At 56.8% G+C, this 21,552-nt stretch carries 19 protein-coding genes; 10 read left to right on the top strand and 9 right to left on the bottom strand.

The genetic code is table 11. From position 1 onward, the window contains the following. The first annotated feature begins 52 nt into the window (after nucleotides 1-52). Nucleotides 53-613, top strand: coding sequence for a Smr/MutS family protein (locus tag ABEH28_RS07910; protein ID WP_065989376.1), 561 nt, complete (start codon nucleotides 53-55; stop codon nucleotides 611-613). A 76-nt stretch (nucleotides 614-689) separates the two neighbouring features. Here ABEH28_RS07910 and ABEH28_RS07905 read toward each other — a convergent pair whose 3' ends face one another. After that, nucleotides 690-878 carry a hypothetical protein gene (locus tag ABEH28_RS07905; RefSeq protein WP_205484118.1) on the bottom strand — a complete coding sequence of 63 codons (189 nt, stop codon included), beginning with the start codon at nucleotides 876-878 and terminating at the stop codon, nucleotides 690-692. Nucleotides 879-1,510: 632 nt separating this feature from the next. On the opposite strand from ABEH28_RS07905, the gene folE reads away from it, so the two are divergent. Continuing rightward, nucleotides 1,511-2,056, top strand: a complete 546-nt coding sequence (folE, locus tag ABEH28_RS07900) for a GTP cyclohydrolase I FolE (protein ID WP_065989346.1) — start codon at nucleotides 1,511-1,513, stop codon at nucleotides 2,054-2,056. Between the two features lie 79 nt (nucleotides 2,057-2,135). Next, nucleotides 2,136-2,501 carry a glutathione S-transferase N-terminal domain-containing protein gene (locus ABEH28_RS07895; protein ID WP_346629588.1) on the top strand — a complete coding sequence of 122 codons (366 nt, stop codon included), beginning with the start codon at nucleotides 2,136-2,138 and terminating at the stop codon, nucleotides 2,499-2,501. A gap of 441 nt (nucleotides 2,502-2,942) precedes the next feature. Here the strand turns inward: ABEH28_RS07895 and ABEH28_RS07890 are convergent, their stop codons facing one another. The 3 genes from ABEH28_RS07890 to ABEH28_RS07880 are packed head-to-tail and all read right to left on the bottom strand — an operon-like array spanning nucleotide 2,943 to nucleotide 5,192. After that, nucleotides 2,943-3,329, bottom strand: a complete 387-nt coding sequence (locus ABEH28_RS07890; RefSeq protein ID WP_346629587.1) for a lysozyme inhibitor LprI family protein — start codon at nucleotides 3,327-3,329, stop codon at nucleotides 2,943-2,945. Nucleotides 3,330-3,362: 33 nt separating this feature from the next. Next, the gene (locus tag ABEH28_RS07885; protein WP_192175052.1) at nucleotides 3,363-3,965 is read right to left on the bottom strand and encodes a glutathione S-transferase family protein; all 603 of its coding nucleotides are present in this window, start codon (nucleotides 3,963-3,965) and stop codon (nucleotides 3,363-3,365) included. A 60-nt stretch (nucleotides 3,966-4,025) separates the two neighbouring features. Continuing rightward, nucleotides 4,026-5,192: a PLP-dependent aminotransferase family protein gene (locus ABEH28_RS07880; protein ID WP_346629586.1), complete on the bottom strand. Its 1,167-nt coding sequence runs from the start codon at nucleotides 5,190-5,192 to the stop codon at nucleotides 4,026-4,028. Between the two features lie 81 nt (nucleotides 5,193-5,273). Between ABEH28_RS07880 and ABEH28_RS07875 the strand changes: the two genes are divergently transcribed. Then, nucleotides 5,274-5,717 carry a MarR family transcriptional regulator gene (locus ABEH28_RS07875; RefSeq protein WP_346629585.1) on the top strand — a complete coding sequence of 148 codons (444 nt, stop codon included), beginning with the start codon at nucleotides 5,274-5,276 and terminating at the stop codon, nucleotides 5,715-5,717. A gap of 128 nt (nucleotides 5,718-5,845) precedes the next feature. Beyond that, entirely contained in the window at nucleotides 5,846-7,033 is a 1,188-nt protein-coding gene (locus ABEH28_RS07870) for a benzoate/H(+) symporter BenE family transporter (RefSeq protein WP_346629584.1), read from the top strand. Nucleotides 7,034-7,443: 410 nt separating this feature from the next. On the opposite strand, the gene ABEH28_RS07865 is transcribed toward ABEH28_RS07870, so the two are convergent. Next, nucleotides 7,444-9,414: a methyl-accepting chemotaxis protein gene (locus tag ABEH28_RS07865; RefSeq protein WP_346629583.1), complete on the bottom strand. Its 1,971-nt coding sequence runs from the start codon at nucleotides 9,412-9,414 to the stop codon at nucleotides 7,444-7,446. A gap of 165 nt (nucleotides 9,415-9,579) precedes the next feature. After that, entirely contained in the window at nucleotides 9,580-10,509 is a 930-nt protein-coding gene (locus tag ABEH28_RS07860) for an LD-carboxypeptidase (protein ID WP_346629582.1), read from the bottom strand. A gap of 618 nt (nucleotides 10,510-11,127) precedes the next feature. Here ABEH28_RS07860 and ABEH28_RS07855 point away from each other — a divergent pair. The 3 genes from ABEH28_RS07855 to ABEH28_RS07845 all read left to right on the top strand — a co-directional run bounded on the left by ABEH28_RS07855 (nucleotide 11,128) and on the right by ABEH28_RS07845 (nucleotide 13,675). After that, nucleotides 11,128-11,931 carry an AAA family ATPase gene (locus ABEH28_RS07855; protein ID WP_346629581.1) on the top strand — a complete coding sequence of 268 codons (804 nt, stop codon included), beginning with the start codon at nucleotides 11,128-11,130 and terminating at the stop codon, nucleotides 11,929-11,931. Between the two features lie 84 nt (nucleotides 11,932-12,015). Next, nucleotides 12,016-12,588 carry a DUF3696 domain-containing protein gene (locus ABEH28_RS07850; RefSeq protein WP_346629580.1) on the top strand — a complete coding sequence of 191 codons (573 nt, stop codon included), beginning with the start codon at nucleotides 12,016-12,018 and terminating at the stop codon, nucleotides 12,586-12,588. A 7-nt stretch (nucleotides 12,589-12,595) separates the two neighbouring features. Beyond that, nucleotides 12,596-13,675, top strand: coding sequence for a hypothetical protein (locus tag ABEH28_RS07845; protein WP_346629579.1), 1,080 nt, complete (start codon nucleotides 12,596-12,598; stop codon nucleotides 13,673-13,675). 893 nt (nucleotides 13,676-14,568) lie between these two features. Here ABEH28_RS07845 and ABEH28_RS07840 read toward each other — a convergent pair. Then, on the bottom strand, nucleotides 14,569-14,811 hold the full coding sequence (locus ABEH28_RS07840; protein WP_346629578.1) for a hypothetical protein: 243 nt from the start codon (nucleotides 14,809-14,811) through the stop codon (nucleotides 14,569-14,571). A 397-nt stretch (nucleotides 14,812-15,208) separates the two neighbouring features. On the opposite strand from ABEH28_RS07840, the gene ABEH28_RS07835 reads away from it, so the two are divergent. Continuing rightward, nucleotides 15,209-16,948 carry a hypothetical protein gene (locus ABEH28_RS07835; protein WP_346629577.1) on the top strand — a complete coding sequence of 580 codons (1,740 nt, stop codon included), beginning with the start codon at nucleotides 15,209-15,211 and terminating at the stop codon, nucleotides 16,946-16,948. Between the two features lie 212 nt (nucleotides 16,949-17,160). Here the strand turns inward: ABEH28_RS07835 and ABEH28_RS07830 are convergent, their stop codons facing one another. Continuing rightward, nucleotides 17,161-17,982 carry a hypothetical protein gene (locus ABEH28_RS07830; RefSeq protein WP_346629576.1) on the bottom strand — a complete coding sequence of 274 codons (822 nt, stop codon included), beginning with the start codon at nucleotides 17,980-17,982 and terminating at the stop codon, nucleotides 17,161-17,163. A 155-nt stretch (nucleotides 17,983-18,137) separates the two neighbouring features. Further along, complete coding sequence (gene sseB, locus ABEH28_RS07825) at nucleotides 18,138-19,055, bottom strand: enhanced serine sensitivity protein SseB (protein ID WP_346629575.1); 918 nt, start codon at nucleotides 19,053-19,055, stop codon at nucleotides 18,138-18,140. A 143-nt stretch (nucleotides 19,056-19,198) separates the two neighbouring features. On the opposite strand from sseB, the gene ABEH28_RS07820 reads away from it, so the two are divergent. Then, complete coding sequence (locus ABEH28_RS07820; protein ID WP_346629574.1) at nucleotides 19,199-21,400, top strand: TonB-dependent siderophore receptor; 2,202 nt, start codon at nucleotides 19,199-19,201, stop codon at nucleotides 21,398-21,400. Nucleotides 21,401-21,552 lie beyond the last annotated feature (152 nt).

The following is a 21,552-nucleotide window of genomic DNA, read 5'->3' as shown; positions in this document are numbered from 1 at the left end:
GCGCCGATTCTGGCGTGACGCGGTTAAACTGGCCCCCTTCGCGGAGACCACCATGCAAGACGACGATTTTTCCCTGTTCAGAAGTGAGATTCGCGGCGTAAAGCCCATCAAGACTGAACATGCGGACGTAGGAAAACCCAAAACCGACCGTAAGAACCTGGCCAAGCTGCGTCAGGCGGCCACCGTGCGCTCCGATGCGACGATTACCGTTGATGGTCTGTCAGACCAGTTCGTGATCGATGTCGGCCCTGAAGACACGCTGTACTGGGCCCGTGACGGGGTGCAGGAAGGCCAGATGCGCAAGCTCAAGCTGGGGCAGATCAGCTTTGAAGGCAGCCTGGACCTGCATGGCATGAGCGTCGAAATGGCGCGCGAGACGATGTGGGAATTTCTCGCCGAGGCGGCCAAGCTGGAAGTGCGCTGCGTGCGCATTACCCACGGCAAGGCGGTGCGGCTGGACGGCAAGCGGCCGATGATCAAGAGCCACGTCAATACGTGGTTGCGTCAGCATCAGCAGGTATTGGGATTTGCTTCCTGTATTGCCAAGCATGGCGGCGCAGGCGCGGTGTACGTGATCCTCAAGCGGACCATGATGGAAGGACGTGACGAGTAAGACAGGCGTCTGCCGACCAGTCCTTGTGGGAGCGACACCCCCGGTCGCTCCCACCGCTCATTAAGCGCTTATCCGATCAACGCGGGCCAGGACCGCCGCCACCGCCACCGCCGCCACCCGGGCCACCGCCTTCATAGTGACCGCCGCCACCACCGCCTCCGTGACCGCCGTGGCCTCCCCCGCCCGGGCCCCAGAATGGCCAGCATCCGGACATGGCCGACATCACCGCGATGACCATCGCGACTTTCGCTATACGACTCAACATTTCGATTTCTCTCTTAAAGCGGGCTTGATCACAGGTATTCATCACCTGTTGCTTCTGACAGCACAAGCCTGCGAATCCGCGTCGTGGTTTGGTACCGATCAGGTATCGAGCCTGATACGAAACTTGCACCCAACAAAAAGGCCGCGAGGGATGGGTCTTCCCTTCGCGGCCTGTGCTTCATGCGTCAAATGATCAGTAAAAATCAGCGGCGGTAGTAACCAGGTCCAGGTCCAGGGCCGTAACCGCCCCGTCCGCCATCGTATGGGCCACCGTCGTAATAGCGGTGTTCATGCCAGCCACCGCCGTGGCGGCCCCAACCCGGTCCGAAAAAACACCCCGAAACCGACGACGCCAGGGCAATCACCAGTGCGATTTTCGCGATTCGGCTAAACATCATAAGCACTCTCTTCATCCGGGCATCTGTCACCCGTTACTTCAGACATCAAGCCGACACATTCCGACATATCCCCTCGGTAAAGGTTGGGTAAAGGTCGGCTGACACAGTCACGGCGGCGCCATGCCGCAGGCGTCTCGGCCGCCTGCCGTACCCCTGCGCGTCCAGCTACGCTACTATGTGCGCCTTTGCAGGCCCGCAACCCTGCGTTTTTTGAACCCACACGGAACACACCCCTGTGACTCTGGAACAGAACTACACCGCCATCCTCGGTCAACTCGGCGAAGACGTCTCCCGCGAAGGCTTGCGCGACACCCCGAAACGCGCAGCCAAAGCCATGCAGTACCTTTGCCGCGGCTATGAGCAAACCCTCGAAGAAGTCACCAACGGTGCGCTGTTCAGCTCCGACAACAGCGAAATGGTGGTGGTCAAGGACATCGAGTTGTATTCGCTCTGCGAACACCATTTGCTGCCCTTCATCGGCAAGGCCCACGTCGCCTATATCCCGAGCGGCAAAGTGCTGGGCCTGTCGAAGGTCGCGCGCATCGTCGACATGTACGCTCGTCGCCTGCAGATCCAGGAAAACCTCAGCCGCCAGATCGCCGAAGCCATCCAGCAGGTCACCGGCGCGCTGGGTGTGGCAGTGGTCATCGAAGCCAAGCACATGTGCATGATGATGCGCGGCGTCGAGAAGCAGAATTCGTCGATGATCACTTCGGTGATGCTGGGTGAATTCCGCGAAAACGCTGCGACCCGCACCGAGTTTCTCAGCCTGATCAAGTGATCCCGGCGTCCTGAAGGCCGCAGCATCAGGCTGCGGCTGTCTGGCGGTTCGTGCCGCCGAGTGAGGTTTTAGCGTGTTGATGAAAGCAGTGAGAGTCGGTCTCGGCCAGCTCGTAATCGCGGGCGATTTCCTGACGCGGCCGAGCAAAAAGAAGCGTTCTCCCGAAGCCCAGGCTGCCGTCGATGCGTCGGCGCAAGCGCTGACGCTGTATCAGTTCCACGCCTGCCCGTTCTGCGTGAAGACCCGCCGGGCGCTGCGCCGTTTGAATGTGCCTGTGGCCCTTCGTGATGCGAAGAACAACGAGCCCGATCGTCAGGCGCTGCTCAGCGGCGGCGGCCGGATCAAGGTGCCTTGCCTGCGGATCGAGGAAGAAGGCCAGACGGTGTGGATGTATGAATCGAAAGTGATCGTTGATTACCTGGAGAAGCGATTCTCGGCGGTTTGATGCAGTCCACTCCCACGGGATCGGGGGTCGGCCCACCCTCTCAGCCATTCCGCAAAACCTGTGGGATCCGGGGTCAACTCATACTCTCGGCCATTCCTCAAAACCTGTGGGAGTGAGCTTGCTCGCGAAGGCGGCGTGCCTGCCGATGGAAATTCAGTGCGTTGACTGGCCAATTCGCGAGCAAGCTCGCTCCCACGGGATCGGGGGTCGACTCAGTTCTCAGCCATTCCGCAAAACCTGTGGGATCCGGGGTCAACTCATCCTCTCGGCCATTCCTCAAAACCTGTGGGAGTGAGCTTGCTCGCGAAGGCGGCGTGCCTGCCGATGGAAATTCAGTGCGTTGAATGGCCTCTTCGCGAGCAAGCTCGCTCCTACAGGAGTTGCGTCATCGGCGGGCCAACGTGGTGTCAAAACCACAAAGGCAGCCTAAAAAGTGAGCATTTACTTCGGGCAGCCTTCCTGGCGACACGCCGTATACGCCTTCAATTGCTCAACCCGCACTTTGGTCTGCGCTGACAGGCATTGCGCCTGCACCAGCGGCCACATGCTCCCGCCCTCCTCCCGCTTGCCGGCCTGATACTGGCAATCGGCGTCGCGAAACGCGATCCACTTCTTCTGCGCATCCTGCAGGGCTTTCTTGCGCGCCGGGGTCTTCAGGTAGCTCATCTGCGCGTTGTATTGGGTGTTCAATTCAGCGTCCAGCGCCTTGTATTCCTGGCTCGCGCACTGGTTCATCGACGCCTGAGTGGCGTCGCAGTCCTGAGCCTGGGCCGAGCAGCCGATGCCCAGCGCCATGAGCATTCCGACTGCGATCATCCTGTACTGCATGTGTCATCTCCTTATAAGTGAACAACGCTGAAGTCAGTCCAGCATGCCAACGTAACCCGGTTGCTGCTTGACCCGCGCGAGCCAGGCTTGAATCGCCGGGAACTGCGTCAGGTCGAAGCCGCCCTGATCGGCGACGTGGGTGTAGGCGTACAGCGCGATGTCGGCGATGGAGAAGTTTTCGCCCACCAGAAACGGCGTGCGCAGCAGCTGTTGCTCCATGACTTTCAGCGCCTTGTTACCGCGCCGGTGCAAAGAGTGGTATTCCTCCATCCGATCCTCTGGCATCCCCAGGTAAAACTGAATGAAGCGCGCCACCGCCAGGGTCGGCTCATGGCTGTACTGCTCGAAGAACTGCCATTGCAGCATTTGCGTGCGCAGGCGGGGCTCGGTCAGCAGGTAAGGCGTGCCTTCGGCGAGGAAGTTGAGAATCGCGTTGGACTCCCACAGGCAGGTGCCGTCTTCGAGCTCAAGGACCGGAATCTTGCCGTTCGGGTTCTTCGCCAGAAACGCTTCGGTTTCGGTCTCGCCCTTGAGGATGTCCACCGGCACCCACTCGTATTCCGCGCCGAGCAGGTTGAGCATCAGCTTGATCTTGTAGCAGTTGCCCGAGTTGTAATCGCCGTAAACCTTGTACATCAGCCCTCTCCCCTCAATCGTGTGCCGTCAGTCGTGCCGGTCGTGCGTGTGCGTAATGTATCAGGCCGCCTGTGAAAGCTGTGTGTGCCGAATGACGGCGGCCAGCCGTTTCAAGCCTTCGTCCAGGCGCTCGGGGTCGATGTGACTGAAATTGAGCCGCAGGTAACCCGGGTTCGCGTCCGGATCGGCAAAGAACGGCTCGCCCGGCATAAACGCGACATTCTGCGCCAGGGCGCTGTCGAGTAACGTGCGGGTGTCGATTTTGTGCTTGAGCGTCAGCCAGAAAAACAGGCCGCCCTGGGGACTGTTCCATTCCGCCAGACCGGCGAAATGCCGCTGCAGCGCGGCTTCGAACGCATCGCGACGGGTGCGGTAGAAGCTGCGCAGTTCCAGCAAATGTTGCTCGTAGTGCTCGCTGCCGATCCACTGCAACGCCTGCCACTGGCCGACTCGATTGGTGTGCAGATCCGCCGATTGCTTGAGCTTGAGCAAATGCGGGAACAGGTCCGGCGTGGCGATCAGGTAGCCGACGCGCAACCCCGGCATCAGGGTTTTCGACACGGTGCCGGTGTAGATCCAGCTGGCTTTTTTCAGGCGGCTTACGATGGGCCGGGCACTGCCGCCGTCAAACGTCAGCTCGCGGTACGGCTCGTCTTCGATCAGGGTGACGCCAAACTCGTCGAGCAACGCCGCCACGGCATCCCGCGCGGTTTCGCTGTAGCGCACCGCCGACGGATTCTGGAACGTGGGAATCAGGTACGCGAACGACGGCGAGTGCTGCTCCAGGCGCTGACGCAGCGCTTCAAGATCCGGGCCTTCGGCGCGCAGCGGCACGGTCAGGCAGTCGGCGCCGAACAGCTGGAAGATCTGCAGCGCCGCCAGATAGGTCGGCGCTTCGAGCAGGATCTCAGTGCCCTTGTCAATGTACAGCTTGGCGGCCAGGTCCAGCGTCTGCTGGGAACCGCTGACGATCATTACCTGACTCGCGTCGCAGTCGATGCCCAACGCCCGCGCCTGGGCGGCCAACGCCTCACGCAACTGCGGCTCGCCTTCGCTCATGCCGTACTGGCCGATACTGCGCGGCATGTCAGACCATTCACTCTTCGGCAACATGGCCTCGGCCGGCAATCCGCCCGCGAAGGACATCATCTCCGGGCGCTGGGCGGCGGCGAGGATTTCGCGAATCAGTGAACTCTTCAAACGGGTAACGCGTTCGGAAAATGGCATGGGATCACCGCTGGCGGAAAGAAAGGGGAATACGTCAAACTGGTTGACCGAAATTACGATGCCGAACACGGATACGTCAATATGCTTGACCTTAAAAATTCATCCACCCAGCAAATTGCCATGGAAGCGTTTTTCTTCGGCTACCAGGCGTTCACCGCCAAGGCCGATGAAATGCTCGACCGACGTGGGCTGAGTCGGGTGCACCAGCGCATTGTGTTTTTCATCGCTCGCTACCCTGGCCTGAGCGTGAAGGAATTGCTCGGCAAGCTCGGGGTGAGCAAGCAGGCGCTGAACACGCCGCTGCGGCAGTTGATTGAGATGGAGCTGGTGCTGAGCGTTGCGCCCGAGGACGACAAACGTAAGCGCCTGCTGGAGCTGACCGCCGAGGGACGCAAATTTGAAGAGTCGTTGCGCCGCGAGCAGGTCAAGCTGCTGCAACGGGTGTTCGCCGAAGCCGGGCAAGACGCGGTGGATGGCTGGATGGCGGTGAATCAGGTGTTGGGCAACACGATGACCCGCGGCTGACCCGCCGGTTTGCAGACCGCGGCCGAAACTGTGCCGACCATTGCGCCGATGGCTGTATTGCAACGAGGCATGACCACTGCGTATAGGCTGGCAGCTCTGTTCAACCGCTGCGCCAAGGATAGACCCGCATGACTGACGTGCCCCTCGCGCCATTGCGACCGCTGACCGACTCCTCGCCCTCCGCCATCGTCGCCGGCTTCATCGCCATGATGACCGGCGTCACCAGTTCGCTGGTGCTGATGTTTCAGGCCGGTCAGACCGCCGGGCTGACCTCGGCGCAGATTTCCTCGTGGATCTGGGCGCTGTTCATGGGCATGGCGGTGTGCAGCATCGGCCTGTCGTTGCGCTATCGCTCGCCGATCACCGTGGCGTGGTCGACGCCGGGCGCGGCGTTGCTGATCACCAGCCTGGGCGGCGTCGCCTACCCTGAAGCGATCGGCGCATTCATCACTTGCGCGGCGCTGGTGATCATTTGCGGCGTCACCGGCAGCTTCGAACGGCTGGTCAAGCGCCTGCCGACATCACTGGCAGCGGCCCTGCTGGCGGGGATTCTGTTCAAGATCGGCAGCGAAATCTTCGTCGCCGCGCAACACCGCACCGGCCTGGTGCTGGGCATGTTTTTCACCTACCTGATCGTCAAACGCTATTCGCCGCGCTACGCCGTGCTGGTCACCTTGCTGGTCGGCGTCGCGCTGTCGGGCATACTCGGCCTGCTGAACTTCAGCGGCTTCGCCCTGGAAGTGGCGATGCCGGTGTGGACCACGCCGTCGTTCTCCATCGCTGCGACCATCAGCATCGGCATTCCGCTGTTCGTCGTCGCCATGACCTCGCAGAACATGCCGGGCGTTGCGGTGCTGCGCGCCGACGGTTATCAGGTTCCCGCCTCGCCTCTGATCACCGCCACCGGGATCATCTCGCTGATCACCGCGCCGTTTGGCGCCCACGGCATCAACCTCGCGGCCATCAGCGCCGCCATCTGCACCGGCCCCCACGCCCACGAAGACCGCGACAAGCGCTACACGGCGGCGATCTGGTGCGGGATTTTCTACGCCATCGCGGGGGTGTTCGGTGCAACGCTGGCGGCACTGTTCGCGGCGTTTCCCAGAGAACTGGTGCTGTCGATTGCCGCGCTGGCGCTGTTCGGTTCCATCATCAACGGCCTGACCGTGGCCATGAACGAGCCGAAAGAGCGCGAAGCCGCGCTGATCACCTTCATGGTCACCGCGTCGGGGCTGACGCTGTTCTCCATCGGTTCGGCGTTCTGGGGGATCGTCGCGGGGGTGTTGACGCTGGTGATTCTCAACTATCGCAAATGAGCGCGCGCGGCATGCCACTCTTCTGTAGGAGCGCGCTTGCCCGCGATTCGCGGTGAGTCAGTCGACATCAATGGCAGCAGGCAGATTGCATTCACGGGCAAGCGCGCGCTCGTCAAACATACCAACTCCGCCGATGTATCTGGCGACCTACGGATTGTGGGAGCGAGCTTGCTCGCGAAGAGGCCGGGATATCCGCTGAGTCTTCAGTGGCTGAAATGCCGTCTTCGCGAGCAAGCTCGCACACAGGAATTGTGTTTACTGCGCCACAGCGCGGCTGTCTGGACGATGGGGATCATCTACAGGTGGCACGTTGGACACCGGGTTCGGGGGTGGACCTCAGCGACGACTGAACTGCAAAAGCGCGGGATCATGCTCCGGCTGAGCAGCGGAGCATGGCTTACAAGCCCGACTCATAATTTGAAGTGCCCGACCATGCCTTTCAGCTCCAGCCCCAGCGACGCCAGTTCGATGCTGGAAGCCGCGTTGCCCTGCATCGCCAGCGCGGACTGATCAGCGCTGGCGCGAATGCTGGTGACGCTGCGGTTGATCTCTTCCGCCACCGAACTCTGCTCTTCCGCCGCAGCGGCAATCTGCTGGTTCATCTGCTGAATCATCGACACGGCCGCGGCAATGCTGCCCAGCGCGCTCTCGGTCTGCAGCGCATCACTCACCGCCAGTTTGACCAGCTCGCCGCTGCTGCGGATTTGCACCACCGACGCCTGGGCACCGCTTTGCAGACGGCTGACCAGCCGCTCGATTTCTTCCGTGGACTGTTGCGTGCGCTTGGCCAGCGCGCGGACCTCATCGGCCACCACCGCAAAGCCCCTGCCCTGCTCCCCCGCCCGCGCCGCTTCGATGGCGGCGTTCAGTGCCAGCAGATTGGTCTGCTCGGCGACGCTTTTGATCACGCCGAGCACGGTGCCGATGTTCTGGATTTCCGCGCTGAGGTTCTCGATGGAATTGCTGGCGGAGCTGGCCGACGAGGCCAACTGTTCGATCCGCTGCATGCTCTGGCGCACCACGGCCTGGCCCGAATCGACCTTGTCGTCGGCAGTCTGCGCGGCGAGCGCGGCTTCTTCGGCGTTGCGTGCGACGTCGTGGACGGTGGCGGTCATCTGGTTCATCGCCGTCGCCACCTGCTCGGTTTCTTCCTTCTGGCTGCTGACTTCCAGATTGGTCTGCTCGGTCACGGCCGACAGGGAATGGGCGGACGTCGCCAACTGCTCGATGCCCGCCTGCAGCCCGCTGACGATAGTGCTCAAGCCCGCGCCCATCTGCTGCATCGCTTGCATCAACTGGCCGATTTCGTCCTTGCGGGTGACATTCACGGTGCGGCTCAGGTCGCCGGCCGCAATCCGCTGGGCGGTGGCGATCACGCTGCGCAGCGGCGCGACGATCAGGCGCGTGATCACCAGCGCCGCGATCAGCCCGACCACCAGCGCCAACACGGACGAGCCGATGATCATCATCGAGTTGGCCTGCAACTCGCTCTGCATCGATAGGCCTTCGGCGTCATAGGCCTGATTGACCTGCTGCACCACAGCTTTGGCGTTGCTCGCCAGTTGTTGCGAGACCTTCGCTTCCGACTCCAGCAGCCCGGTGTATTCGTTGAGCTTGTCGCTGAAATTGCTGATGTGCCCGCCGACCTCGGTCAGCACCGTGAGGTAACCGGCGTCCTTGATCACGCCCTTGAGCTGCTCGGCCAGTTCCTGCGCCTGAACCGCCTGCTCGATCTTGCCGGTCTTGACCTCCTCGCCCGAGCCCGTCTTGCGGCTCTTGTCGAGGCGCACCCGGGCCTCGTCCATGGCCTGCATCATCAGTTTGGACACCTGGCTGACCTGACCGGCCTGCTCGATGAACTCCGCGCCCTGCTGGCCCTGGGAATCCTTCAGCGTGTAGGCGCCATCATCGGCCAGCCCCGCCTGCAACACATCGAGATTATTGGCGACGCTAGACACCGACCAACTGGCCATTTCCAGCGCCAGATCCTTGCTCTGACTGATGCTAACGAACTCGTCAAACGACGCGCGATAGGCCGCCAGCGCCTGCTGCACCTGGCCCATCACCTGCTCGTTGATCGGCGCGCCGGCCTTGAGCTGCTCCGCCTGGGCATTTAAACCATCGAGCCCGGCGTGAACCTGATCGACCACCTGCGGGTCACCGTGCAAGGCGTAATCCTGCTCCAGCAGCCGCACACGATTCACATCGCTGTTGAGCGCGGTCATCGCCTTCAGACTGTCGAAATGCGCACTGATCGAGCGCAGCGACCAGACCCCGATGGCCGCGACCAGCGCCGTCAACAGCAGCACCAGCACGAACCCGATGCCCAGCTTCTTGGCCATCCCCAGATTAGCGAAACGCGTCTTCACGGCCGACATCATCAGTTTCCGCTCCACAGCTTGAGGGCGCACTTGGCAAGGCCATCTGCGCACGGCCAATCAATATCCGTGAAGATTCGCAATGCCCACGGGGCAAAACAAGGTCTTGACGTCAGAATGCTGGCAAATAGCTAGAGCGAGGTCGCTTACAGAACGGTGATCGTCGTACTAGCGCGTGGCCGGGGCCACCGTCAGCGTGCCCGCCTCGGTATCCAGCACCGCATGACTGCCCAACGCCACCGCAAGATTGCGGTCGCCATGGCCGATGGACAGACCGCCAAGCACCGGAATGCCCAGATTGCCCAGACGCTCGATCAAGACATCGGGCGGCCGGATCGGGTTATTGCCATGACCCGGCTCGCTGAACTGACCCAACGCGATACCGCCGAGTCGTTGCAGAATCCCGCAATTGAGCAGGTGAGTGATATTGCGATCCACCCGATACGCCAGCTCGCCGACGTCTTCGAGCAGCAGAATCGCGCCCTCCAGGTCAGGCATGAAGGGTGTGCCGATGCAGGTGCTCAGCATGCTCAGATTGCCGCCAAGCAGCACGCCCTCGACAGCGCCCGACGTGCGCACGCTGAAGGTGGGTTCTGATGGATCGGCATGAATGACGGATGGCTCGGTACTCATCAATGCCTGCTTGAGCGTGCTGGCGAAGATGCCGCCCTTCTCCAGCTGCGCGGCCACCGGGCCGTGAACCGTGGCGAGACCCGTTCGTGTCCAGAGTGCGGCGTGCAAGGCGGTGATGTCCGAGAAGCCGACTACCAGTTTCGGGTCGCGGAGTACGGCGTCGTAGTCGAGTTGGCCGAGGATGCGCTGAACGCCGTAGCCGCCGCGGTTGCAGAGAACGGCGCGGATCTCGGGGTCGGCCAGGGCGTCGTTTAGGTCGGAAATGCGATTGGCGTCAGTGCCTGCCAGGAAGCCGATGTTGTCCAGTGCGTGGGGGTAGACGCGGGGGCGTAGTCCCCAGGAGGTCAGTTCCCGCACGGCTGCTTCCACCCGGGCTTCGGCGACCGGGCCGGCTGGGGACACCAGCGCTACGGCGTCGCCAGCGCGAAGGACTTGAGGGTGGAGGGTTGGGCGGGAGGCAGGCATTTTTTGACGGCTCGGCGGGTGTTTGGTGATGGTGCAATGTAGAGCACTGGGGGGAGTGAATCTAGTGGGGGGGGCTGACATATATGCGTATGACTGGTTGGAGACGTGATCGCACATTTATGGGCGCACCTTGTGGTGGGTTTTGGAGAATTAACAATCTCGCAGTGTGTATCGAGGATTCGCGGCACGCGGCTTATTGAGGGGACATGTTGGTTAGCGATTGACGCCCTCTGAATGGGCGTACTCGACCGACATATAGCAATCAACTCAGCCCAGATGCTTCGCTGACCTGCGGGCCGTGGGCACTTGGGCCAGTGTGAGTAGCACCTAACGACCCAAAGCGGACAGTCTCTACTGCAGCTTCAAGGCAGAAAGCAGTCAGTCGTTAAACGCTGCGACGGCAGCCCTGCGGCTTTTGATTCCGTATAAACGGTTGATCCTCACGGCGGTGCGGATGAATGATTGAAAAATTATCTGTGAGTAGCGGAGGCTAGGGCGGATACTAGCTTGGAAATAAATGAGTATTGCGACAGGAGATAACTTGTAACGCGCAGAATTAGGTATAAGATAGCAGCCGTTTGCTGTCACAACGTTTGATTTAGTCATCAGGAATTAGTCATGGACGAAATTCGAATTAAAAATCTTCGAACCTTGAGCGATACCGGATACGTAAAACTTAAAAAAATAAATGTACTGCTCGGCAGAAACAGCTCAGGTAAAAGCACGCTCGCGAGGGTATTTCCGCTACTCAAACAAGGTGCAAAGCTCAAGTCAAAGTCAGGTATCCTATGGTACGGCTCGGATGTAGACTTCGGTTCTTATCATAATGCGAAATCAAGATCATCCAAAGATTCGGACGCAATTAGTTTCACGTTTGTTAAGAACAGCTTGAACATTGCCCCTCACTCGCTATATTTTCAAAGCAAGCAGAAACGAATACAACAGCCAAACAGCCGGCTTCGTAGAGTGGAGGTGACTGCAGAGATATTTGAGGACGAAAAAAAGACCGCGATCTATGAACTTAAGATTGGGACGTGCACCGCTAGATTTTCCATGCGCGGCATGATTAGTGCGAAGTTTAGCATCTCTGGAGTTGATCTTAGTATAGCGGCGCAGAAGGTAGTTTATCTGTACCGCCACTCAGGGCTGCTGCCTGATATTTATCCTGTTGATAGAGCGAACTTAAAACTAGTCAATCAATCTGTATTTACAACACTACTAAAAGCATTCTCATTAGATGCTCGCTCAATTGCGCTGGAACAGTTAGACGAACTCCCGATCAACATTCTCTATAATAGGGTTTTGATCGCTAGGCGCTTAGGCATCTCTTCGGCTGACCTGACTAAAAATTTCGTATCGTTCCTACGGGCATATGTGATGTGGAGAGACTTTCCACTTATATGGGAGACAATGCGTGATTAGCTTACTGAGGGTTTTAGCAACGTTCGTTACACCAAACCCTTGAGGGCGTCGGCTGAGCGCTATTACCGACTGCAGGGATTGTCTGTGGAAGAGATTGATCCGCAAGGCACAAATTTAGCAATGTTTTTAAACGACTTATCACCCAGGGCAGCATCAGACTTCGCTAACTGGACAGAAAAAAACTTAGGATTTTCACTCGAGTCAAAAACTTCAGAAGGCCACGTATCAATACTTATTTCCGACGCCTCTGGAACTAAGACGAATATGGCAGACACTGGATTTGGATTTTCACAAGTGGCGCCGATTCTGGCCCAAGTTTGGCAGTGTATGAAATCCAGAGCAACGGCTACCCCGTTTTTGTTCGTGATAGAACAGCCTGAGCTGCATTTGCATCCGCATATGCAGTCCAAGCTTGCAATGCTTTTTGCTTCGGTGGCCCAAGAGCATAGCAATATCAAATTTATGATTGAAACTCATAGCGAGGTTTTCATTAATCAATTCGGTACTGCGGTAGACAACAGCGTAATCACTACAGAAGACATTGGCATATATATCTTAGAAAAGTCAGCAGATAGTGATCATTCTATTCTTACGGAATCGTATTTCGACGAGAATGGATTTCTTGAGCAATGGCCATACGGCTTTTTTGACGCTTGAGGTCGAAATGCTATTTTATCTTGATCGGACGGTACTGCAATATGTTGATGAACAGGAGTTAAAGCTAACAGACTTCCTTGAAGACTTGTGCACTGCAAGGCGTAATGGCAGGCATTTGATTTTCTCAGAAAAACATACCATCGAAACTCTGTTAAAGCTGCCCAATCTTAGTGATCGGGCTCGCAGGACTCTTTCTGCGGTTCTACGTCGACTGCGAGGAAAGCTATCGATATATAGAGCATGTATGGTATACGTGAGAGTGGTACATGGAAATAAAGTGCTATCAAAAGAGCTTGACGGCCATAAACATCAGATATTGATTTCTCTTGATATGATTAACGGGGATGAGCTGTTCTCAAAAACCAGGATATTAGTTGAGAATCGTACTGATGGTAATTTCTATACTGGGCTTGCGAAGCTATTGATTGCGCAGGATCGAGCAGTTCAAGGCTTGATGCTGGCCTACGAGCTGGTAGCGGGTGGCGGAAGCCAAACACCAAGGGAATATCAAAATCTCAAGAACTCTAATTATTTGGTGTACTGTATAGTTGATGCTGACACTGATTTTCCTGGAGCTGAACTCGGTAGCAATACCGCAGGCCCCATTTCTATCATGGAGCAAAACTCCCCCCACCCAATGAAGGAAGCGCTTATACTTCAATGCTATTCTGCTGAGAACCTAATTCACCCCTCAATGATTAAGTCTGCGCTAAACCTCACAGGGACTGAATCTTGGTTTGTCACTCTAGAAAAACTCGCCGAGTTGGACTTGTGGAACTATCTGGCATTGAAGACAAGAAAGACCTGCTCTGATTTTTTAGGCGGATCCGATAAAAATGTATACTGGGCATCAAAAAGATCATCGTTTGCCCCCCCCGCTTGTCCTCCACCGTGCGTGAAAGACAGGTGCTCGATATATACGCCACTAAAAGGAACTACTTTGGAGAAAGTTTCGAACTACCTCAACGAGTCGATTGAAGGCATTCCTCACGCCCTGCCAGATCATAACAATCCCAATAGTTCGGAGTGGTATAAAATTAGAGACGGGATTTTGTCTTGGGCATGCGCTGGCGGTCGAATATCTTAAAATTTCCACGTACTAATATGTTCGCACCGATGACTGGATCCCCTATTGGGGAGGACTATATGAGAAATCCAGATATTATCTTGACAGAAGAAGAGTTAACGCTTTTTTTGTCCATAAATTTTAATTGGCAAAATAACGAGGAGCTACGTTGCTCACTCGAACCAATGAGGTTGCTAGCGTTAAGTCTTTTTGAGAGAGCCGCTATTCCCGAGATTCGGATTGCCTACTTTATGGATCCGGATTTCAACCTTGGAGGTAGGGGCAAGTCGCGCGAAGAAATATTTAAAAGTAATGGCACCTGTGGAGACGAAATCCTTCGCCGTCCGCACTTCTTAAAACACTTCGAGTATTTTTTGTGCGGGCCTAAGCTTCCTTCTGTAGCGATAGAAACTTTCAAGAGGGGAGCTTTATGTTCAGGGTACCTGACAGGAGGGGATATCAATGACCTAGCTCCTTTCGCGAGGTCATGCGTGCGATCACACGGACTGGATCCGCACGTCGCTGCCGATGAGTTTTTAAACTAGCGATTGAATGCGGCGCCGGGCCTTCCTATGCCGACACGGTACGTAAATCTGTTCGTAATCTTAAGTTGCGTTAGCGGAGCACTTTAAAGGATTGGTCCGGCCGACTTGCTGATAAGTAACCACTTTAAGTGATCGACTAGGTTCGTGGAAATCTGCTATGAGTCGATAGCTGACAGAGTCAGAGGTTTCTGAGCCGCAAGCTGTGCGTTGCGTGGCGTCTTCAATTCGTCTGAAGCCGCAGCGCAGGTAAAAAAGCGTTTCCCTCAGATGTGCCTGTGTGAAGACCGACACTTTCAAAGCTCAAAGCGGCGTGAACAATGGCGCGAACCAGTTGCCTGCTCATCTGTCGCCCCGTGACGCGGGAGCTACCTAAACACGCCGCAGCCTTCCAGTAAGAGCGCGCATGAAAGGATCTATCGACAGCCCTCCAATGCCTACCAGTTTCAGGTCTAGGTCAGCTGCCATTAAGCATTCCCCTGACGCTTCGAAGCGATTGGTTCCTGAATGCCACTCCAAAGTCACCCGGGTGATAAACCTGAAACCTTCTGCTACTGCTTCTTGCTCAAGGGCGGCAATTTGTAGCGGCAGGCGCGTGACCAGTTGAATCTCCATTTGCGGTCAATCCTCCTCCTAATCGGGTAAGAAAACCCTGATGATTTGCCAAGGGACCTGGGTGTGCCGACTGGATCACGCAAGTGTCAGACTCCAACACATAGCAGCCCCTCGCGAAGGCAGCACTCGGCCCAGAGAGGATGGTCGACAGGCGATAAGGGGGCGGATTATTTCCAGCTTGCCTCCTGTAAATCCCCGATGTGGCACTGACGTGTGGTCGGGCTCCGTTCATGCGCCCTTTCGTCGACAGGAAAACGTCATCACCCTGAAACACAACCGTCAAATACCGCCGTTCCAACAGGAACCGGAATGACGCCTCCGGCCACACACCCTCTGGAAAACGACCATTGATAGCAGCTTTGTCGAGCTGCATCCCATATCCAGAGAGGACCTCAACATGCGCGTGTCTGGCCAGCAAACCCCCGTTTCCTCCCCCTCCATCGAACTTCAGCAACGGTCAAATTCGACGGCCGCCACCGGTCACGCTGCCGTGGGGCAGGGTCATCCTCAATCCGTTGAGGTTAGCGCGGCGGCTCAGACCCAAGCCCGTGAAATGAAGCATTTGCTTACGACCTACGTGAGCAATCAGTTCCAGCCCTACAAAGATCGTCTGGATCCGGAATCGGGGCACCGGGGAGAGATCGATCGAATCGTAGAGAGCCGAGTCAACAAGCTGATGGAGGAGAACATTTCGTTCCAGGAGCTTGGAACGTTGATGGAAAAAGCCGAGAAAATGGACCGCCGCGCTTCAATGGTGTCGGGTACCGCTGGTGGCGTACCGTTTGCGGTGGCGTCGTCGCTCCAGGCGGCCATTCCCGTGATCACGGGCATCGGGGTAAACATACAAAACCCGGTGGCAAAAGCGGCAGCACTGGGGACGATTTCACTCGCGGCGGCATCAGCGATGGATCAGGTTGGCGGCGCTTCCATTAAAAAGCTTCGAGAAGACGCGTACTACCTGCATGCGCCCACGGACAAACTGCATGAGTCGTTGAATGCCGCGCTGGAGACTATCGATACCACCGCGAACCTGGCCATCCAGAACGCCAAGGAGGCGCAGACGTTCACGATCCGGAATGGGATCAGGACGGTGGTAGGCCCGGTGGTGGCGGCGATCAATCCGAAGGCCGAGCCCATTGTGGACACAGCTATTGCCATTGCGGGTGGACTCGCTGCCGGTACCGGTACCGGTTACCTCACCCACAATCGGCGCACCGAGCAAGGCACCAGTGGCCCGGCGCTGCTGTTGGGACGAAGAGATGCCGAAGCCAAAGAGGATCTGAGTCAGGAAACCGAATGGATCGACGCGTTGAAGGCATTGCGGGACGCGAAAACTGTCCGTACGCCGCTCGCCAATGGAGTGGGACGTCTGGCCGACGCCGGCCGCACACTCATATCCGATCCGCTCGGAGCAGTATCAAGAACCGCCAAAGCCACCTTCACCCCTTCCGGCGCCGCCAACGTGAGCACGCTGACCGCTGGCTTCACCGCACTGGAAGCCGGCAAAGGCGCTGCGGTCAACGCCTTGAGCAAACAGCACCCCGCCCTGAGTTCATTCGCAAAACATGCCGTCAATACAGTGGGCGGCTCGGTCGTGTTCGGCAGTAACGCTGCGGGTGTGGCAGTCGGGGACAAGCTGGTTGACGACTTTAAGTCGCGACGCAAGACAACGGCGGAACCCACGACAGGCGCTACAGAGACCGCTCAATCCGTGCATGAAGATCCGGCCGAAACGCCCGGCGAGACGCTCGGCGAGGTGCCAGGCCGTGTCAGCAGACCGTCTAGTCAACGGTCCCAGCGCGCGGCGTCTGATTCGGGCTCTCTTCCACGAACCAGCCTCACCGGCAACCGGATCACGAATGCCGAGAACTCGGCACCCGCCTCTACCAAGTCTCCGGCAGGCAGTGTTCGCGCAAGCCTCAAGGGCGAGCAGACGCAACCCACGACAAGCGGCGGCCCCTCCAGCGAGGCAGTGCGCCCTGGGTCGGCATCTTCGGCGGCACCTGCCCCGCTCCAGGTTCAAACCCCGGTGCCGGTGGATGATTCCTCGGATGACGACGCCAGCTATCACACTGCGACGTCGGGTTCTTCAGATAACGGATCGGTCTACCACACTCCGCCGCAATCGCCGGCTTGAGGGAGTCGGACGATAAGGCGTGAACCGCCGGCCGCATTCGTGGGGGACGGAGATATTGATGAAGGGACGGATTTATTGTAATGGGAATATAAATCCGTCCTCTTTTTGTACCTTCTTTTACCGTGATCTTAGTCATGACGAGCTTTAGAGATTCACACTTAGCACCTTAATGCCAAAAAATGGTAATGAGTTTCGATGAAGGTTATAGACTTCTATCGGTCATCTTCTTCACCATCAACTCCCGATTGTAGAGTAGGATCATCCAACTCGACGGCCGAGTTAAACACGAATTCTTTATCACCTAACGTAATGATCGTTTTACACCCTAAGCCCATTAATTCGAAGGCTATGTGGAATGGCTTCTCTGAAAACGATGGCATGTAAGAAATGTAGACATCTACATTTTGATAAAAGCATAATTTTACTAGGTAAATTCCGAACTGGTCTGGATCTGTATATTGATAATAAAAAACGGCTGGATTATCACCATGCTTAGTTTTGTCGGCAAGTTCTAAGCCTGCCTTTTCCCTAATGAAAGCTTTGAATACTTTTGGGTTGGGTATATTTGTGTGAAGAAATCCCAAAAGTGCCTCGGTACTGCCTGAGAAGCTGGCCTTGAAGTGATGCCTGTGTATTCCATAGGCAATATGCGTAAAGCAGTCAATTAGCCGTTTATAATCTGGGGTGCCCCAAAGCACCTCAATAAACTTATTTTCATTACCCAGCCGAACTACTCGCTTTTTAAGAAAGACTTTTTCTAAAAGCTTGTAAGAAGTGCGTTTTAAAGCGCGCTGGATTTTTCCATTATAGTGTTCGTAACCTATTGAGTTGTTTCCGAGAATCCCTGCAATACTTACCATCAGAAACTCATCGTCATCAGATTTTTTACAATTATGCTCCTCGCAGGAAGGTACTGTGATCAAGTTCAGCCTTAGATTAATCCCAGCATCCTTTAACTCAGGAAACAAGCATTTTGGCGGCACATGCTCGACGGTGATGCCTGGCATATCGCACATGTAGCATTTTTCAGACATGGGCCGCTCTCTGCTAATAGCGTATGTAGTTAGGTATTTAATTACGGAGATAAGGGACGGATGCATTTCACCTCAAAATAAGTTCGCCCCCTTTTCATTCTTGCCATGTTTTTTGCCGTGTGGATCACACCGTAAGACCTCTGAGTTGATCTTCGTCACGCTTTACCAATACCAAGCAATGACCGCAGCCAGCCTGCCGACTTCCGTTCATAGAAAGGCGTCGTTTCCGTGAGGAAGTAATCGCTAAGGCCTTCCTCTCCGTCCTGAACGCGATATAGGTCGACGGGTTCGCCTTCCGGGGCGGTATCTCCGGCGACGTTACCGGCTTCGCGCATGACCCGTTCAAAATCTCCGTCCGCTTCAATACCAATGATCAGATGAGGCTTTTGATCAACCGATGGGTCATGCATCAACGCCAGAAATGCACGTTTTACGTTGCGATGTTTGGCGAGTAACTGCGTGAGTGAGTGGATCATCCTGGACGGGTATTGCGACGGCTGTCCGAGCAGCACGGTCGTGTCTTTTTCGACCGTGCGCTGCGCTGGCTTCTGGCCGATCCCGTCGGAGAGCAGATGGCGCACTTCCTCCGGCAAAAACTCTTTTGCATAAGGAGACTTTGGATTGAGAAAAAGAGGGGCGCCCCGTGTGATCTCAAACAGCGATCTGGCCGGAATCTCTACGTAGGACTCTTCGCTGTCTATGGATGCTTGCAGTGTTTGCAATGAAGAAAAAAACGGGATGACAGGTGAGCCATCAGCCTTGTGCCAGTTCGCGATGCTGATGTTGCTTCCCGCTTCGAGCGTGACATGACCTTTCCCAGTCCCGGCAGTGCCAAGCACGTAGACGGTGGAATCCAACAGCGTCTTGAAGAAGTCGGGTCGATGGGCCGGCTCATCCGCCGCCAGCCTGAGTGCTTGTTCGAGGGTGTTTTCTTGCTGGTTGTTCATGATTTCCATCCGTGGCTCCATCAAATCAGACAAAAAGTGAGTGCAAAGCGCGCGTAGTTTTCCACGGGACTGTGAAAACAGGAAGAACAGGCGGTTCTGCTGATGGCAGCGCTTTGCATTCAACATCGTCAGGGCATTTCACGCGATGTGAAAAATGTGTCGTCAATGGCCACAAACTTGAAAGCCCTCTGATATCATTCTCACCTGCGAATACTTCGCATTGCCAAGGAGGCTTCTACCCTTTCTGATCACCTTCCTGGTAGCCCGTAATGTTCCTTTCGCATCCGTTTCGCCCCACCGTGCTTGCGCTTTGCTGCTCTGCGAGCTTCATCGCCAATGCTGCCGACTCTGCGGTGGAGCTCGGTGCTACTGACATCAACGCGGATGCCGTCAAGGCCAATTCCAACACGCTGCCTGAGGTCTATGCGGGTGGTCAGGTCGCTCGTGGCGGGCAGATGGGTGTTCTGGGTAATCAGGACAACATGAACGTCCCTTTCACCATGACCAGCTATACCTCCCAGCTTATCGAGGATCAGCAGGCTGAAGATGTGGGAGACGTACTCCTTAACGACCCGTCGGTGCGCCAGTCTTACGGCTTCGGTAATCAGTCGCAGATATTCGTGATCCGCGGTTTGCCGCTGGCAGGCGACGATATCTCCTACGGCGGTCTGTACGGCGTCCTTCCTCGGCAAATTCTCTCCACGGACGCGATTGAGCGGGTGGAAGTATTCAAAGGCCCCAACGCTTTTATCAACGGCGTAAGCCCCACCGGTACGGGCTTGGGTGGCAGCGTGAATCTGCAGCCCAAGCGTGCTGAAGACGTGCCGACTCGCCGTTACACCCAAGACATCAGTTCCGATGGCCGAATTGGTGAGCATCTGGACCTTGGCCAACGCTTCGGCGAGGGCAATCGATTCGGAGCGCGAGTCAACCTTAGCCAACGTGAAGGCGACACTGCGATTGATGACGAAAACCAGCGCACCAAGTTGTTCGTCGCGGGACTCGATTATCGGGGTGACACCTTTCGCGTCTCTACCGACTTTGGCTACCAAAAACAGCGCATCAACGGTTTACGCAACACCGTGCAATTGGGTAATGCGACCAAAATCCCGACCGCCCCTGACGCCAGCCACAACTACGGCCAGGACTGGACTAATACCGAAACCGAAGACACGTTCGGCATGATGCGTGGCGACTGGGACCTGAATGAAAACTGGACTGCCTACCTTGCAGGGGGCGCCAAGCATACGCGTGAAACTGGCGTATACGGCACGCCAACCCTCGTAGGTAATAACGGAGTTGCAACTGTCGGCGGCTCCGAGATCCCGCACAATGAGGACAACACCAGCTTTGCAGCGGGGCTTAACGGTCATGTTCAAACCGGGCCGGTCAGTCATCAGATCGCGATTGGCGCCTCCACTATCTGGACCCAGCAAGAGAACGCCTACACCTTCTACCGCTCGGTCACCGGGAATACCAATATCTACACCACACCTGACCTGCCCAAGCCAACGGCGGTTTCCCTCACCGGCGGCGATATGGGCGATCCGGGTGTCACCGGCAAAACCCGTAACCGAAGCCTGGCCGTTTCCGACAATGTTGGCTTGTTCGACGATAGTTTGCTGCTGACATATGGCGTACGCCGTCAGCAGCTGCGCGTAGAGAACTACTCCTACGACGGCACCACCTCCAACGGCGTGGCTAATCCGGCCAATGACGGCAGCCGTACTTCGCTTTACGACGAATCCATCACCACTCCGGTGTACGGCATCGTCTATAAACCGACTGACACCGTTTCCCTGTATGCAAACCGCATTGAAGGCCTGGCCAAAGGGCCGGTCGCGTCCGGTACCAACGTCACCAACCTTGGGGAGGCCTTCCCGCCTGGCCGCACCAAGCAACTGGAAGCGGGTATCAAGCTGGACATGCAATCGTTCGGCGCAAATCTCGGCGTGTTCCGAATCGAGAAGCCCAGCGATGGCTACGTCGATGCGACCCAGCGCCTCTACATTCGCGACGGCGAGCAGGTGAACAAAGGCGTTGAGCTGAGCGTGTTTGGTGAGCCCATCGAAGGCCTTCGCCTGATGGCAGGCGGCACGCGCATGACCTCGGAGCTGAAGAACACCGCGGGCGGGCTCACTGATGGCAATCATGCCATCGGGGTGCCCACCTTCCAGCTAAATGCGAGCGTCGACTGGGACGTTCCTGGCCTGGAGGGAGCTGCCCTCAGCGCCCGTATGCTACGTACTGGAGGCCAGTATGCGGATCAGGCCAATAACCTGAGCCTTCCCACCTGGAATCGGTTCGATGCCGGGGCGCGCTACAAACTTAAAGTCGATCAAAGGGACCTGACGTTGCGCGTCAATGTGGAGAACATCACCGACAAGAACTACTGGGCCTCAGCCAACGGTGGCTATCTCAGCCAGGGCGACCCGCGTCTGGTCAAACTCTCGGGCACCATAGACTTCTGAGTCATCGCTCCCAAGGGATAGGCATCATGATTCCCTCGGATCAAACGGCTTTCGATGAGTCGAATTCAGGGTCAGCCAGCAGGTTGGCCCAAGCGCCCAAGGCATAGCTCAGATCAAGCGTTCAGCAGCATCTGAGGTACGCCTCGGCGAAG

The organism is Pseudomonas sp. Ps21-P2 (assembly GCF_039672565.1).
Lineage (GTDB): Bacteria > Pseudomonadota > Gammaproteobacteria > Pseudomonadales > Pseudomonadaceae > Aquipseudomonas.
This window is presented reverse-complemented; position numbering and strand designations above follow the sequence as displayed.

What these genes read in the sequence shown, in the direction of transcription:
- sseB (WP_346629575.1), bottom strand. Translation starts at nt 19,055, where the DNA reads ATGTTGAATGCAAAGCGCTGCCATCAGCAGAACCGCCTGTTCTTCCTG.
- ABEH28_RS07870 (WP_346629584.1), top strand. Translation starts at nt 5,846, where the DNA reads ATGACTGACGTGCCCCTCGCGCCATTGCGACCGCTGACCGACTCCTCG.
- ABEH28_RS07845 (WP_346629579.1), top strand. Translation starts at nt 12,596, where the DNA reads ATGCTATTTTATCTTGATCGGACGGTACTGCAATATGTTGATGAACAG.
- ABEH28_RS07895 (WP_346629588.1), top strand. Translation starts at nt 2,136, where the DNA reads ATGAAAGCAGTGAGAGTCGGTCTCGGCCAGCTCGTAATCGCGGGCGAT.
- ABEH28_RS07830 (WP_346629576.1), bottom strand. Translation starts at nt 17,982, where the DNA reads ATGTCTGAAAAATGCTACATGTGCGATATGCCAGGCATCACCGTCGAG.
- ABEH28_RS07885 (WP_192175052.1), bottom strand. Translation starts at nt 3,965, where the DNA reads ATGTACAAGGTTTACGGCGATTACAACTCGGGCAACTGCTACAAGATC.
- ABEH28_RS07890 (WP_346629587.1), bottom strand. Translation starts at nt 3,329, where the DNA reads ATGCAGTACAGGATGATCGCAGTCGGAATGCTCATGGCGCTGGGCATC.
- ABEH28_RS07860 (WP_346629582.1), bottom strand. Translation starts at nt 10,509, where the DNA reads ATGCCTGCCTCCCGCCCAACCCTCCACCCTCAAGTCCTTCGCGCTGGC.
- ABEH28_RS07910 (WP_065989376.1), top strand. Translation starts at nt 53, where the DNA reads ATGCAAGACGACGATTTTTCCCTGTTCAGAAGTGAGATTCGCGGCGTA.
- ABEH28_RS07855 (WP_346629581.1), top strand. Translation starts at nt 11,128, where the DNA reads ATGGACGAAATTCGAATTAAAAATCTTCGAACCTTGAGCGATACCGGA.
- ABEH28_RS07875 (WP_346629585.1), top strand. Translation starts at nt 5,274, where the DNA reads ATGCTTGACCTTAAAAATTCATCCACCCAGCAAATTGCCATGGAAGCG.
- ABEH28_RS07835 (WP_346629577.1), top strand. Translation starts at nt 15,209, where the DNA reads ATGCGCGTGTCTGGCCAGCAAACCCCCGTTTCCTCCCCCTCCATCGAA.
- ABEH28_RS07840 (WP_346629578.1), bottom strand. Translation starts at nt 14,811, where the DNA reads ATGGAGATTCAACTGGTCACGCGCCTGCCGCTACAAATTGCCGCCCTT.
- ABEH28_RS07865 (WP_346629583.1), bottom strand. Translation starts at nt 9,414, where the DNA reads ATGATGTCGGCCGTGAAGACGCGTTTCGCTAATCTGGGGATGGCCAAG.
- ABEH28_RS07820 (WP_346629574.1), top strand. Translation starts at nt 19,199, where the DNA reads ATGTTCCTTTCGCATCCGTTTCGCCCCACCGTGCTTGCGCTTTGCTGC.
- ABEH28_RS07905 (WP_205484118.1), bottom strand. Translation starts at nt 878, where the DNA reads ATGTTGAGTCGTATAGCGAAAGTCGCGATGGTCATCGCGGTGATGTCG.
- ABEH28_RS07880 (WP_346629586.1), bottom strand. Translation starts at nt 5,192, where the DNA reads ATGCCATTTTCCGAACGCGTTACCCGTTTGAAGAGTTCACTGATTCGC.